This is a genomic window from Streptomyces sp. NPDC057900, assembly GCF_042887885.1.
In the GTDB taxonomy this organism is placed as follows: domain Bacteria; phylum Actinomycetota; class Actinomycetes; order Streptomycetales; family Streptomycetaceae; genus Streptomyces.
Genome location: NZ_JBHVOI010000016.1, coordinates 141,242 through 154,579 on the forward strand (window position 1 = coordinate 141,242; position 13,338 = coordinate 154,579).

General features: G+C 71.5%; 12 protein-coding genes. 5 read left to right on the forward strand and 7 right to left on the reverse strand.

The window, feature by feature from the left end; genetic code table 11:
• Window positions 1-19 precede the first annotated feature (19 nt).
• Window positions 20-1,237: a geranylgeranyl reductase family protein gene (locus ACFVQ0_RS34500; protein WP_390093117.1), complete on the reverse strand. Its 1,218-nt coding sequence runs from the start codon at window positions 1,235-1,237 to the stop codon at window positions 20-22.
• Window positions 1,238-1,420: 183 nt separating this feature from the next.
• Between ACFVQ0_RS34500 and ACFVQ0_RS34505 the strand changes: the two genes are divergently transcribed.
• Window positions 1,421-2,785 (forward strand): dipeptidase, encoded by a 1,365-nt coding sequence (locus tag ACFVQ0_RS34505; protein WP_390093118.1) that lies wholly within the window; start codon window positions 1,421-1,423, stop codon window positions 2,783-2,785.
• Between the two features lie 74 nt (window positions 2,786-2,859).
• Here the strand turns inward: ACFVQ0_RS34505 and ACFVQ0_RS34510 are convergent, their stop codons facing one another.
• Entirely contained in the window at window positions 2,860-3,897 is a 1,038-nt protein-coding gene (locus ACFVQ0_RS34510; RefSeq protein ID WP_390093119.1) for an NUDIX domain-containing protein, read from the reverse strand.
• A 207-nt stretch (window positions 3,898-4,104) separates the two neighbouring features.
• Between ACFVQ0_RS34510 and ACFVQ0_RS34515 the strand changes: the two genes are divergently transcribed.
• The gene (locus ACFVQ0_RS34515; RefSeq protein ID WP_199884506.1) at window positions 4,105-4,281 is read left to right on the forward strand and encodes a hypothetical protein; all 177 of its coding nucleotides are present in this window, start codon (window positions 4,105-4,107) and stop codon (window positions 4,279-4,281) included.
• 32 nt (window positions 4,282-4,313) lie between these two features.
• Here ACFVQ0_RS34515 and ACFVQ0_RS34520 read toward each other — a convergent pair whose 3' ends face one another.
• The 3 genes from ACFVQ0_RS34520 to ACFVQ0_RS34530 form a co-directional block, all read right to left on the reverse strand.
• On the reverse strand, window positions 4,314-4,580 hold the full coding sequence (locus ACFVQ0_RS34520; RefSeq protein WP_024490055.1) for a hypothetical protein: 267 nt from the start codon (window positions 4,578-4,580) through the stop codon (window positions 4,314-4,316).
• A gap of 137 nt (window positions 4,581-4,717) precedes the next feature.
• Window positions 4,718-5,365 (reverse strand): NADPH-dependent F420 reductase, encoded by a 648-nt coding sequence (locus tag ACFVQ0_RS34525; RefSeq protein ID WP_390093120.1) that lies wholly within the window; start codon window positions 5,363-5,365, stop codon window positions 4,718-4,720.
• Window positions 5,366-5,422: 57 nt separating this feature from the next.
• Entirely contained in the window at window positions 5,423-6,235 is an 813-nt protein-coding gene (locus ACFVQ0_RS34530; protein ID WP_390093121.1) for an inositol monophosphatase family protein, read from the reverse strand.
• Between the two features lie 114 nt (window positions 6,236-6,349).
• On the opposite strand from ACFVQ0_RS34530, the gene ACFVQ0_RS34535 reads away from it, so the two are divergent.
• Both ACFVQ0_RS34535 and ACFVQ0_RS34540 read left to right on the forward strand, forming a co-directional pair.
• Window positions 6,350-7,252 (forward strand): LysR family transcriptional regulator, encoded by a 903-nt coding sequence (locus ACFVQ0_RS34535; protein ID WP_390093122.1) that lies wholly within the window; start codon window positions 6,350-6,352, stop codon window positions 7,250-7,252.
• A gap of 207 nt (window positions 7,253-7,459) precedes the next feature.
• Entirely contained in the window at window positions 7,460-9,508 is a 2,049-nt protein-coding gene (locus ACFVQ0_RS34540; RefSeq protein WP_390093123.1) for an NPCBM/NEW2 domain-containing protein, read from the forward strand.
• 76 nt (window positions 9,509-9,584) lie between these two features.
• On the opposite strand, the gene ACFVQ0_RS34545 is transcribed toward ACFVQ0_RS34540, so the two are convergent.
• Window positions 9,585-10,541 (reverse strand): ROK family protein, encoded by a 957-nt coding sequence (locus ACFVQ0_RS34545; protein WP_390093124.1) that lies wholly within the window; start codon window positions 10,539-10,541, stop codon window positions 9,585-9,587.
• Window positions 10,542-10,724: 183 nt separating this feature from the next.
• Here ACFVQ0_RS34545 and ACFVQ0_RS34550 point away from each other — a divergent pair, with 183 nt between their 5' ends.
• A complete protein-coding gene (locus ACFVQ0_RS34550) occupies window positions 10,725-11,753 on the forward strand; it encodes a LacI family DNA-binding transcriptional regulator (RefSeq protein WP_390093125.1) in 1,029 nt (342 codons plus the stop codon).
• A gap of 31 nt (window positions 11,754-11,784) precedes the next feature.
• Here ACFVQ0_RS34550 and ACFVQ0_RS34555 read toward each other — a convergent pair whose 3' ends face one another.
• Window positions 11,785-13,083 (reverse strand): DUF6986 family protein, encoded by a 1,299-nt coding sequence (locus tag ACFVQ0_RS34555; RefSeq protein WP_390093126.1) that lies wholly within the window; start codon window positions 13,081-13,083, stop codon window positions 11,785-11,787.
• Window positions 13,084-13,338: the final 255 nt, after the last annotated feature.

The following is a 13,338-nucleotide window of genomic DNA, read 5'->3' on the forward strand; positions in this document are numbered from 1 at the left end:
CTCCCCCGTACCGCGACGGCTAAGTGCGGTCCATGGTCGACAGCGCCCGCTGCGCCAGCGGATGCGAACGGACCAGTTCGGCCAGCGAGGTCGTTCCCCGGGTGATCCCCGCGAACGCGTTCCACGCCGGACGGAATCCCGTCAGCACCGCGTGCAGCAGACCCGGGCGGCGCTCGAAGAGTTTCAGCATCCGCCGCCCCACGCTCATCTCGACACCCAGCCCGGCCTTGATGGCGAAGGCGTAGTTGAGCGCCTGGCGGCGGGCGTCCACCGCGTCGTGCGACTCCGCGACCCGGACCGCCCACTCCCCGGCGAGCCGCCCGGAACGCAGCGCGAACGAGATTCCCTCGCGGGTCCACGGCTCCAGCAGACCGGCCGCGTCACCGCACACGAGGACCCGGCCGCGCGAGAGCGGCGAGTCGTCGCTGCGGCAGCGCGTCAGATGGCCGGAGGAGATCTTCGGCTCGAAGCCGGCCAGGCCGAGCCGCGCGACGAAGTCCTCCAGATACCGCTTCGTTCCGCCGCCGTCGCCGCGCGCCGAGATCACACCGACCGTCAGGGTGTCGCCCTTGGGGAAGACCCAACCGTAACTGCCGGGCATCGGACCCCAGTCGATCAGGACCCGGCCGGCCCAGTCCTCCGCGACCGTCGGCGGAACGGGGATCTCCGCCTCCAGGCCGAGGTCCACCTGATCCAGCTTCACCCCGACATGGGCTCCTATCCGCCCGGCGCTGCCGTCCGCGCCCACCACCGCACGGGCCAGGACCGTCTCACCGCCGGACAGCACGACCGCGACCGTACGCCGGTCGGGCACCGCCGCCCCGTGCTGCTCCACCCGGGACACCGTCGCACCGGTGCGCAGTTCGGCTCCGGCCTTCTGCGCCTCCTCGACCAGCCCCGCGTCGAACTCGGGGCGGTTGATCAGCCCGAAGAGCATGCGCTTGGAACGGCGAGTCCGCGAGAGCCTGCCGTTCAGCGAGAACGTGACCGCGTGGATCCGGTCCCGCAACGGCAGTTCGAATCCGGGTGGCAGCGAATCACGCGAATATCCGATGATTCCGCCGCCGCACGTTTTGTAACGGGGCAGTTCCGCCTTCTCCAGCAGCAGCACCCGACGGCCGGCTACCGCCGCCGCGTATGCCGCGGAGGCGCCCGCCGGTCCGGCGCCGACTACGACGACATCCCACACGGACGACTCTTCGTGCTCATGTCCGGCGTCTGCGTTCTCGCTGCTCACGATGTGCTTCTGCTCCCGATCCGACCAGTGGCCCAAGCTGCTCACGGCATCCTACGGCGCGTTCGGGCCAACCCCTGCTGTGGGAGGATCGACCGTGCCTCCGTCGTCACCACAACGCCGCGCTCGCGGCGTTCAAGTACACGGATTCGTACACATAACGTCGCACCTGCTAGGAGCGTGCCCATGACCGCCCATCCGATTTCCGAAACCATCGCCTCGCTGATGCCCCGCGCCAAGACGGAGCTCACCGAGCTGGTGGCCTTCCAGTCGGTGGCGGATCCCGCTGTGTACCCCAGGAGCGAGTGCGACGCCGCGGCCGAGTGGGTCGCCGGGGCGCTGCGCGACGAGGACTTCCAGGACGTCGCCCTGCTCGACACCCCGGACGGCAGCAAGGCCGTCTACGGCTTCCTGCCCGGCCCGGCCGGGGCGCCCACCGTGCTGCTCTACGCGCACTACGACGTGCAGCCGCCGCTCGACGAGTCCGCCTGGCTCTCCCCGCCGTTCGAGCTGACCGAACGCGACGGCCGCTGGTTCGGCCGGGGCTCCGCCGACTGCAAGGGCGGCTTCGTCATGCACCTCCTCGCGCTCCGCGCCCTGAAGGCGAACGGCGGGGTGCCGGTCTCCGTGAAGGTGATAGCCGAGGGCTCGGAGGAGCAGGGCACCGGCGGTCTGGAGCAGTACGCGCAGGCCCATCCGGAACTGCTCGCCGCGGACACCGTGGTGATCGGCGACACCGGCAACTTCCGCGCCGGGCTGCCGACGGTCACCTCGACCCTGCGCGGGATGACGATGCTCCGGGTGAGCCTCGACACCCTCGAAGGGAACCTGCACTCCGGGCAGTTCGGCGGCGCCGCGCCCGACGCGCTGGCCGCGATGATCCAGCTGCTCGCGTCGCTGCGCGCGGAAGACGGCACGACCACCGTCGACGGCCTGACCACCGACGCGAAGTGGGACGGCCTCCAGTACCCGGAGGCCGACTTCCGCAAGGACGCGAAGGTGCTGGACGGGGTGGAACTGATCGGCACGGGTACGGTCGCGGACCGGATCTGGGCGCGGCCGGCCGTCACGGTGATCGGTATCGACTGCCCGCCGGTCGTCGGCGCGACGCCCTCGGTGCAGTCGAGCGCGCGGGCCCAGATCAGCCTCCGGGTGCCGCCGGGCGGCGACGCCGACGAGGCGACGAAGCTGCTCACCGCGCATCTCCTGTCGCACGCCCCGTGGGGCGCCAGGGTGTCGGTCGAGCAGGTCGGCCAGGGGCAGCCCTTCCGCGCCGACGTCTCCAGCCCGGCGTACACGGCGATGGCGGACGCCATGCGGGTGGCGTATCCCGGTGAGGAGATGCAGTCCTCCGGCATGGGCGGCTCGATCCCGCTCTGCAACGCGCTCGCCGAGCTGTACCCGGAGGCGGAGATCCTGCTGATCGGGCTGAGCGAGCCGGAGGCGCAGATCCACGCGGTGAACGAGAGCGTGTCGCCCGAGGAGCTGGAGCGGATGTCGGTGGCCGAGGCGCTGTTCCTGCGGAACTACGCCGACTCCAAGAAGGCCTGAGCGAGGCGCGCCCGGCGCGCGGGTACGCGGCGGACGTCCGCCGGGTACCCGCGCCGCGCGGATCGCCTCGGGGCTCAGCCCACCGGGACTCCGGCCTCCAGGTTGAACACGGCCGACTTCTCGCGGGCACGCAGCGCCCAGCGCAGTCGTTCGTAACGGGTGGGCGGCAGCATGGTGGCCGCCTCCGCCTCCGTGACGAACCGCCAGCCGCGCAGTTCGGATCCGGGCAGCACCAGCCGCTCGGCGTCCCGGTCCGGCAGCAGGCCCCCGTCGAAGAGCAGCCGCAGTCCGCCGTAGCCGGGCGGCTCCGGCGCCTCCCAGTCGATGACCAGCAGTCTCGGTATCCGTTCGAGCTGTATCCCGATCTCCTCCGCGACCTCCCTGATCCCGGCACGGGCCGGCGCCTCGCCCGACTCCACGACGCCGCCGGGGAACTCCCAGCCGGGCTTGTAGGTGGGGTCGACGAGCAGCACCCGGTCCTCCTCGTCGAAGAGCAGCACACCGGCCGCGACGGTCTCCGCGGTCGGGTCGGGTGTCTGCACGATCCCGCAGGCCGGGGCCGCCCCGGTGTGCACGGCCTCGGCTATCAGTACAGCGGTCTCCCGGGGAGTGAGGGCACTGTTGTCGATGGTGTGGGCGTCCCCGGCGATCCAGTCGAGCGCCGACCGATAGGGTCCGATGTGCTCGTACGCCCACTGGCGGACCTGCTCGCTGCGTTCGGGGTCGTCCTCGGCTTCCACTCGGTCGGCGATCCGTTGCCGCAGGATCGTTTCCTCAGGTGAGAGCAGCACATGGCGCACCGGAATGCGCCGGGAGGCGAGCCCTCCGAAGATCTCGTCGCGATACTCCTGTCGCAGCAGCGTCATCGGCACCACCAGTACCCCACCGACCTCGGCGAGCAGGGCCGCCGCGGTGTCCACCACCAGACGCCGCCAGATCGGCAGGTCCTGGAAGTCGGTCACCTCGGCGAGCCTCTTCTGGGGCAGCAGACTGCGCAGCCCCCCGCCGGTCAGTTCCGGGTCGTAGAAGGTGCTGTTCGGGATCAGATCGATCAGTTCGCGCGCGGCGCTGGTCTTCCCCGCGCTGAACGCACCGTTGATCCAGACGATCACGGTTCCCCCTCTTCCCTAGCCCCCTGTGGCTTGCCCGCATCACCCTGCCGCGAAAACCCGTTTGGGGCGATGCCGTTGCACGAACGCGGCCTTTCATGGCCTCCGTCGCCGTCATGAAGTACGGGAAGCGGCGCCCGCGCAGGCCGTGACGGGGACCGCCCGGACGTCGTTGGAGCGGACAGCAGAACGAACGACAGGGGGTGGACCGTGCTTCGCACCGTGCTTGAGCAGTTCCCCGCAGGAGGCCCGCGGGGCAGCTGGCCGGCGGAGGAGTTCGCGGCGGCCCGCCGCGGCGAGGGTGTCGCGGCGGAGGTCGTGATGGACCTGGAGCAGGACGCTTTCCTGGTCGTCGTGCCTCAGCAGCATCCGGACCGGGGCCGCTGAGCGTCACGCCACCCGGCTGCCCTGCCCATCTCTCAGGGTGTGTCGCCCCGCCAGTCCCACTTGTACGGCTCGTTCGGCCTCGGTCCGTACTCGGCCCTGCCGCCGGCCCCGTAGGAGCCGATCTCGGTGATCAGGGCGGAGCCGTCCGCGAGGGCGACCTCCGTCCAGCCCGTCACGTCCAGCAGCAGCCCGTCGAGCGGGCCGCCCACCAGCTCCCGGTAGACACGCCCCGGCCGGGGCCCCGGGTCGGGGTCGTCGTGATCGGCGCCGTACACGCGCCGCCGCATGATCTCGTCCATACCAGCAGGATCGCACCGACCACTGACACTTCCCCTGTCGGCGGGACCGGGTGACTCGATCGGAGGCATCTCCGCCGTCCGGTCGGGGCCGTTCGTCCACGGCGGCGGAGTCGGACGACGGAGGTGATGTCGCGGGGTCAGCGGGCGACGGTGACGGCGAAGGGCTGGAAGCCGTGCCTGCGCAGGATGTGAGGGACCAGCAGGATCATGGCCTCGGTGGCACGGGCGGTCGTGATGCCGCCGAGGTCCTCGATCCATTCGGGCTGCCAGCCCAGTTCGCCGAGCAGGCCGGTGACCGTCTTCTTGGCGTCCTCGTCGTCGCCCGACAGGTAGACGGCCGGCGGGGTGGCCAGGGACTCGGGGGCTGTCATCACCATGAACAGCATGGTGTTGAGGGTCTTGACCACGTGGGTGGCGGGCAGGGCGCTCTGGAGCTGTTCGGCGAGACTGCCGCCCGGGTAGCAGAGGTCGCCGGGCAGCCCGTCGTCACTGTCGCGGGTCGCGTTGGAGACGTCGACGAGGATCTTTCCGGCGAGCTGGGAGCGCAGGCCGGTGAGGCGTTCGAGAGCCGTGTCGCCGGGCGTCGCGTTGATCACGACGTCCGAGGCGCGGGCGGTGGTGAGGTGGTCGGCGTACCGGATGCGGGGGCCGGTTCCGGCGGCGCGGGCGGCGGTCTCCTCCTCCGGGTGCCGGCAGCCGAGGGTGACTTGGTGCCCGGCCTCGGCGAGTTTGCGGGCGAGATTGCCGCCGACGCGGCCGGAGCCGAGGATTCCGATGCTGGTCATGATGTTCCTTGGGGTTCTCGGGAGGGATGAGCGGGGGCGCGGGACCGGTCTTCCGGGTCAGGCGACCGAGGACAGGACCTTCAGGGCGGCAGGGTGGACGCCGGGGGCGGCGGCCAGGAAGTCTTGGCTGGACACGGTCCAGGGCCCGCCCGCCAGGTCGGTGACGACGCCTCCGGCCTCGGAGACCAGGAGGGCGCCGGCGACCAGCCCGGAACGGACGTCGGAGAACTGCCAGAACGCGTCCGTCCGCCCGGCGGCGACATGGATGAGCTGCAACGTGGCGGGGACCGAGACACGCACGACAAGGCCGTTGACGAGCATGGCGGTGACCGAGTCGCCGATCCGTCGCAGGGTGCGCTCGTCCTCGCCCGGTCTGGCCTGGCCGGTGCCGGTCAGGGCGGCCCCCAGGTCGGTCTTGGCGGACGCCTTGAGGGGCCGGCCGTTCAGACGGGTACCGGCTCCCGCGGCCGCGGTGTAGGTGTCGCCGGTCAGCGGCAGATGGACGACGGTGAGGACCGGCTGATTGTCGCGGACCAGAGTGGCGGTGACGGCCCAGTCCGTCATGCCGTGGACGTGGTTGATGTTGCCCTCCGCAGGGTCGACGACCCACCACTCCCCCTGCGGGAGCGCACCGCCCGCCAGCTCGTCCTCGGCCCACATCGATCCCGGCCGGGCCCGCGACAGGGGTTCGCGCAGCACGGCCAGGACCGCGTCGTCGTTGGCGTGGATCTCGTCGACGATCCCGCTCAGCCGCACGCCCCTGGCGTGCGGGGTGTAGCGGTCGCGCAGCACCGCGCCGGCCGCGGTGACCGCGCCGGTCACCTCCGACATGAGCGTGGAATCGGCGGCGAACGGCATGGCTGTGGACATGGTCGGCTCCCCTGGTTTCGGTCGATGCGGCGGGTTGTCCCTGCTCGCACTTCGACGGTAGGCAGCCCGTTGGTTAACAGCAAGTGCATGCTTTGCACTTGTAGAGTTACCGCCATGCAACTGGATTTGAATCTGCTCACGTCCCTGGACGCGCTCCTGGAGGAGGGCAGCGTCGCCGGGGCGGCGGCCCGCCTCCATGTCACCCCGCCCGCGATGAGCCGCTCACTGGGCCGGATCCGCAAGGCCACCGGGGACCAGATCCTGGTCCGCACCGGCCGCACCATGGTCCCCACCGCACACGCGCTGGCGATCCGGGCGCAGGTCCACGACCTCGTGCAGCAGGCACAGCTGCTGCTGTCCTCGGAGCAGGACGTGGACCTGACGACGCTGGACCGGGTGTTCACGGTGCGCTGGCACGACGCCCTCACGGCGGCCTGCGGGCCGGCCCTGATCACCGCCGTCCACCGCCAGGCCCCCGGCGTCCGGCTCCGGCTGCTGGCCGAACCGGGATCGGACACACCGGAGTTGCGCCGCGGCGAGATCGACCTCGAATCCAGCTCCAGCCGGCCGACGCTGCCCGGCATCCGAAGCCGCCTCGTCGGCGAGGACAGACTGGTCGTCGCCGTCCGGGCCGGCCACCCGCTCGCGGAGGGCTCCGTGAGCGCCCGCCGTTACGCGGCCGCGGAGCACATCACCGTCTCGCGGCGCGGACACCTGAGCGACCCGATCGACGAGGCCCTGGCCGAGCAGGGCCTCGAACGCCGGGTCGTCGCGGCGGGCCTCACCGTCACCACCGCGCTCCAACTCGCGCTGCAATCGGACCTGGTGGTCACCCTGGCCGACGCGGTGACCCGCGCCGCCCGCGACCGGCTCGGCCTGCTCACTCTGCCACTGCCGGTGGAGATGCCCGCCATCCCGCTCCACCTGGTGTGGCACCAGCGGTACGACAACGACCACGCCCACACCTGGCTGCGGGAGCAGGCCACCGGAACCATCCAGGCCCTGTTCCAGCCATGAGGAGGACCGCCCCCTCCCGCCACCCCGGCAGCGGCCCACCGCCCAGGAGCACACTCCCAACCAGGCTGTCGGTCAAGGGGTTTGAGCGATAACGAACAAACGACATCACCCCTCTTCCAACATACTTCAACACGCTCTAACGTAATCGCTCGTATTGGCGTGCACATGCCGTCACGTGAATTGGCACGAGTCCGGAGGAACGTAACGATGCGTCATCTTCCAGCCCGTACGACCCGCACAGGCCCGCGCAGAGTCGTCGGAGCGCTGACCGCAGGCCTTCTGTGCGCGGCGGGTATCGCCTTCCCCGCCGCCGCGGACTCCCCGGGACCCGCCCCCGCACCGCCGTCCGCGGTGGGCGCGAAGGCGGACAACGGTCTCGCTCTCACACCGCCCATGGGGTTCAACAACTGGAACTCGACCCACTGCCGGGCCGAGTTCAACGAGTCGATGGTCAAGGGCATCGCGGACATCTTCGTCGAGAAGGGCCTCAAGGACGCCGGCTACCAGTACATCAATCTGGACGACTGCTGGGCCGTCCCGCAGCGCAACGCGGACGGCAAGCTGGAGGCCGATCCGACGCGATTCCCGAACGGCATCAAAGCCGTCGCGGACTACGTCCACTCCAAGGGTCTCAAGCTCGGCATCTACACCAGCGCGGGCACGAAGACCTGCGACAGTGTCGGACTTCCCGGCGCGCTCGGCCATGAGTACAGCGACGCACAGCAGTTCGCGGACTGGGGCGTCGACTACCTCAAGTACGACAACTGCAACAACCAGGGCGTCGACGCGAAGGAGCGCTATACGACGATGCGCGACGCGCTTGCCGCGACCGGCCGGCCCATCGTCTACAGCATCTGCGAATGGGGGGAGAACAAGCCCTGGGAATGGGCCGCGGAACTCGGCAACCTCTGGCGCACCACGGGTGACATCAACGACAGCTGGAGCAGCATGCTGTCGATCATGAAGCAGAACCTGCCCCTGGCCTCGGCAGCGGGACCGGGGCACTGGAACGACCCCGACATGCTGGAGGTCGGGAACGGCGGGATGACGGACACCGAGTACCGCACCCACTTCTCCATGTGGTCGGTGATGGCCGCGCCGCTGCTCATCGGCTCCGATCTGCGCAAGGCGACGCCCGAGACGTTCGACATCCTCTCCAACCACGAGGTCATCGCGGTCGACCAGGATCCGCTGGGCAAGCAAGGCACCGTGCTCTCCTCCGACGAGGGGCGCTGGGTCGTCGCCAAGGAACTGCGGGACGGCAGCCGGGCGGTAGCGCTGTTCAACGAGACCGGCAGCCCACAGCGGATCACGACGACGGCAACGGCTGCGGGCCTGCCGCGAGCGGCCGCGTACACCATGCGCGACCTGTGGGAGCACACGGACTACAACACGGCGGGCGACATCTCGGCGACCGTTCCGGCGCACGGCACGGTACTGCTGCGGGTGGCCGCCGACAACGCGTGGGCCTCGCATCCCCCGGCCGCCGAACTGGGTCTGAAGGGCAGCCCGCTGGTCGAGGCCGGACAGACGGCCGAGCTGACGACCACGGTCACCGACCTGGGCCGCACCCCCGCCCTGAACGTCTCGGCGGCCCTCACCGGCCCGTCGGGCTGGAAGGTCCGCGCCGGCTCCGCGACGACCGCCGCCGCGCTGCCCACCGGACGGGCGCTGACCACGCGCTGGCGGGTGACGCCCCCGGCCGGCACCGCGACCGGCGACTACGACCTGACACTCACCGCGCAGTACCGCTCACCCACCGGAAAGAAGGTCCGGTCCTCGGTTCCGTTCCAGGCCCATGTGGTCGTGCCGCCACCGGCCGGCGGCGGCTACCTGAGCGATCTGCCTCAGCTGTCCGCCTCCAACGGCTACGGGCCGGTCGAGAAGGACACCAGCAACGGTGAGAGCGCGGCGGGCGACGGGAACCCGATCACCATCGGCGGCGAGGTGTACCCCAAGGGACTGGGTGTGCACGCGGACAGCGCCGTCGAGTACTACGCGGGCGGCGCGTGCAGCGCCGTGACGGCCCGGGTCGGCGTGGACGACGAGAAGGGCGCCAAGGGCAGCGTGGCCTTCGAGATCTGGGCGGACGGCACGAAGGCGGCCTCCACCGGGGTGCTGACCAACGCGATGCCGGCGCAGTCCGTCTCCGCGGACGTGACCGGCGCACAGGTCGTCCGTCTCGTCGTCACCGACGGCGGGGACGGCGACGACTCCGACCACGCGGACTGGGGGGATCTCAGGATCACCTGCTGACCACGAAGCCGGGCGCCCTCCCCCCGGAGGGCGCCCGGCCCCGGCACTCGCGGGCACGGCCTCCGAACGACACGCCCTAGACCGGAACGACGCCGTCCGTGCCCGCGCGGACCGTGAACGCCGCGGCGGCAGCGCCCACCAGCCCGGCGTCGTTGCCCATGACCGCCGGTGCCACGGCCAGCTGCTGGACGAACGAGAGCGTGGCGTAGCGGCGCAGGGCGCCGCGCAGCGGGGCGAACAGGATGTCGCCCGCGCCGGCCACTCCCCCGCCGATCACCGCGATGTCGATCTCGACCAGGGTGGCCGTCGCGGCGATGCCCGCGGCCAGGGCCTGCGCGGCCCGCTCGAAGGAGGCCACCGCCAGCGGGTCACCCGCCCTCGCCGCGGCCGCGACCGCGGCGGCGGAGGTGTCGCCGTCCGGGCCGGGCCGCCAGCCGCTCTCCAGGGCCCTGCGGGCGATGTTGGGGCCGCTGGCGATGCGCTCGACGCAGCCGCGCGAACCGCACGGGCAGGGATCGCCGTCCAGGTCGACGCTGATGTGGCCGATGTGACCCGCGTTGCCGCTCGGGCCGGGGCGGAGGGTGCCGCCGAGGACGAGCCCGCCGCCGACGCCGGTCGAGACGACCATGCACAGCGCGTTGTCGTAGCCGCGGGCCGCGCCCAGCCAGTGCTCGGCCGCGGTCATCGCGACCCCGTCGCCGACCAGCTCGACCGGCAGCCCCCCGGTCGCCCGGCTCACCCGCTCCACCAGCGGGAAGTCGCGCCAGCCGGGCACGTTGACCGGGCTGACCGTTCCGGCGGAGGCGTCCACGGGACCGGCGCTGCCGATCCCGACGGCCGATACCCGTCCCCACAGCGGTGAGCAGGTCAGCTCGGCGAGTACGCCGGAGACGGCCTCCATCACCTTGTCGCCGCTCTCGCGGGCGGGCGTCGGGCGCTGCGCGCGTACGAGGAGCTTGCCGTTGCCGTCGACCAACGCTCCGGCGATCTTGGTGCCGCCGATGTCCAGCGCGGCTACGAGGTCGGTATGCATCGGTGTGGGCTCCGGATGGTGAGGGGGTGGGACCTGCGGCTTCAGTAAATAGTCTGCATAGTCTCCATTCAGCTGACAACGTTGTCCAGGGCCTATGCTCAAGGCCACAGCCTCCGGCACCCCCACGCGGTACCCTCCGTGGCCCCGCCGGACCGCCCGCACCCGACGACAGGACAGCGCACCGTGGCCGAGACCACCCGTCACTCCGAGCCCCGTTACGGCAACCGGCCGACCATGAAGGACGTGGCGGCGCGCGCCGGAGTGGGGCTCAAGACGGTCTCCCGGGTGGTCAACAGCGAGCCGGGCGTCACGCCCGACACGGAGCGCCGGGTGCAGGAGGCCATCGACGCGCTGGGCTTCCGCCGCAACGACAGCGCCCGGGTGCTGCGCAAGGGCCGCACCGCCTCCATCGGCCTCGTCCTGGAGGACCTCGCGGACCCCTTCTACGGGCCGCTGAGCCGCGCCGTGGAGGAGGTCGCACGCGCGCACGGCGCCCTGCTCATCAACGGTTCGAGCGCCGAGGACCCGGAGCGTGAGCAGGAGCTCGTCCTCGCGCTGTGCGCGCGCCGGGTCGACGGGCTGATCGTGATTCCGGCCGGCGACGACCACCGCTATCTGGAGCAGGAGATAAAGGCCGGTATCGCGACCGTCTTCGTGGACCGTCCGGCGGGCCGGATCGATGCCGACATGGTGCTCTCCGACAGCTTCGGCGGCGCCCGCCAGGGTGTCGCCCATCTGATCGCGCACGGCCACCGCCGGATCGGCTTCATCGGTGACCAGCCCCGCATCCACACCGCCACCGAGCGGCTGCGCGGCTATCACACCGCCATGACGGACGCCGGGATAACCGTGCGGGACTCCTGGGTCTCCCTGGGCTCGACGGAACCCGAGCGGGTCCGCCTGGCAGCCGAGACGATGCTGTCCGGCCCGGAGCCGGTCACCGCGCTCTTCTCGGGCAACAACCGGGTGACGGTGACCGCCGTACGGGTCCTGGCGGAGCGGGAGCGGCCGGTCGCCCTGGTCGGTTTCGACGACATCGAGCTCGCGGATCTGCTCGGTATCACCGTCATCTCCCAGGACGCCGCGGCCGTCGGCCGTACCGCCGCCGAACACCTCTTCCGCCGTCTCGACGGCGCCGACCACGCCCCGGTGCGGGTGGAACTGCCCACCAGGCTCATCGCACGCGGTTCGGGCGAACTGCGGCCGTCCTGAGCGGCGGCCGCAGTTCGGGGGGCGGTACCGGCTACGGAGCGGTGACCGTCAGCCCGCCGCGCCTCGGTGAGGCGAAGGCATCCAGGTCCGCGCGGGTCAGCCCGGTCAGCCGGGCCACCTCCGCGGTGTCCAGCGCTCCGCAGTCGATGCCGCGCAGCAGGTAGCCGCTGAGCGCCTTGGCGGTGGCGGGTTCGTCCATCACGTCGCCGCCCGCCTTGGCCACGTACGCGGCGAGCCGGGCCGCGGCCTGCTCCAGGCCCTCGCGGTAGAAGGTGTAGACGGCCGCGTAGCGGGTCGGCAGATGGGCCGGGTGCATGTCCCAGCCCTGGTAGTAGGCGCGCGCCAGAGCGCGCCGGGTGAGTCCGTAGTGCAGCCGCCAGGCTTCGTGGACCTGCGCGCTCCCGCCGACGGGGAGGACGTTGGTCGAGCCGTCGGAGACCCGTACGCCGGTGCCCGCGGCGGCCACCTGCATGACGGCCTTCGCGTGGTCGGCCGCCGGGTGGTCGCTCGCCTGGTAGGCGGCGCTGACGCCGACGCAGGCGCTGTAGTCGAACGTGCCGTAGTGCAGACCGGTCGCGCGGCCCTGCGCGGCGTCGATCATCCGGGCGACAGCGGCGGTGCCGTCTGCGGCCAGGATGGACTGGCTGGTCTCGATCTGGATCTCGAAGCCGATCCGGCCGGCGGGCAGGCCGTGCGCCTTCTCGAAGGCTTCGAGGAGCCGGACGAAGGCGGTGACCTGTTCGGGGTACGTCACCTTCGGCAGGGTGAGCACGAGCCCCTCGGGCAGGCCGCCCGCCTCCATGAGGCCCGTGAGGAAGACGTCCGTGGTGCGGATGGACCGGTCCCGTACGGCGGCTTCCATGCACTTCATACGGATGCCCATGTACGGGGCGGCCGTGCCGTTCGCGTACGCCTCGGAGACCAGCCGGGCCGCGCGGGCGACGGCCTCGTCCTCCTCGGCGTCGGGGCGGGGGCCGTAGCCGTCCTCGAAGTCGATCCGCAGATCCTCGATGGGCTCCCGCTCCAGCTTGGCGCGTACCCGGTCGTGGACGGCCCCGGCGAGCTCGTCCGGGATGCCGAGGACCGCGGCGAGGGAGGCCGCGTCCGGGGCGTGCTCGTCGAGCGCCTCCAGCGCCTGGTCGCCCCAGGAGCGGATGGTGCCGGCGGTGAAGGTGTCCCCCGGTACGTAGACCGTGTGGACGGGCTGACGGGTCCCGGGGTCGCCGGGGTAGCGGCGGGCGAGTTCGGCGTCCACCTCCGTGAGGGAGGCGCTGATCCCGTCGCTGACCGCTCCGGCGAGACTCGTCGCCACCTTCTCCTGCTGACCCATTTCCGCACCCTCCACACTCTCGTTGTTTCCGCTTCCCGGAATCAACAATCCGTATAGTGAAGTTATAAGGCCGCCGTACCCGCGTCAATGGTGATCGGAAACGGTGCGGGGCCGCGCGGTGTGTTCACCGTGCGGCCCCGGGCCGTTGGATCGTGGTGCGGGTGGGGGTCAGCCCTTGCGGGCGGTGACCTCGTCGGTGAGCTGGGGCACGACGTTGAAGAGGTCGCCCACGACGCCGTAGTCGACGAGGTCGAA

Bases quoted from the DNA above. Each gene is read 5' to 3' on its own strand.
- ACFVQ0_RS34545 (WP_390093124.1), bottom strand. From the start codon at position 10,541: ATGCATACCGACCTCGTAGCCGCGCTGGACATCGGCGGCACCAAGATC.
- ACFVQ0_RS34540 (WP_390093123.1), top strand. From the start codon at position 7,460: ATGCGTCATCTTCCAGCCCGTACGACCCGCACAGGCCCGCGCAGAGTC.
- ACFVQ0_RS34555 (WP_390093126.1), bottom strand. From the start codon at position 13,083: ATGGGTCAGCAGGAGAAGGTGGCGACGAGTCTCGCCGGAGCGGTCAGC.
- ACFVQ0_RS34520 (WP_024490055.1), bottom strand. From the start codon at position 4,580: ATGGACGAGATCATGCGGCGGCGCGTGTACGGCGCCGATCACGACGAC.
- ACFVQ0_RS34530 (WP_390093121.1), bottom strand. From the start codon at position 6,235: ATGTCCACAGCCATGCCGTTCGCCGCCGATTCCACGCTCATGTCGGAG.
- ACFVQ0_RS34525 (WP_390093120.1), bottom strand. From the start codon at position 5,365: ATGACCAGCATCGGAATCCTCGGCTCCGGCCGCGTCGGCGGCAATCTC.
- ACFVQ0_RS34535 (WP_390093122.1), top strand. From the start codon at position 6,350: ATGCAACTGGATTTGAATCTGCTCACGTCCCTGGACGCGCTCCTGGAG.
- ACFVQ0_RS34505 (WP_390093118.1), top strand. From the start codon at position 1,421: ATGACCGCCCATCCGATTTCCGAAACCATCGCCTCGCTGATGCCCCGC.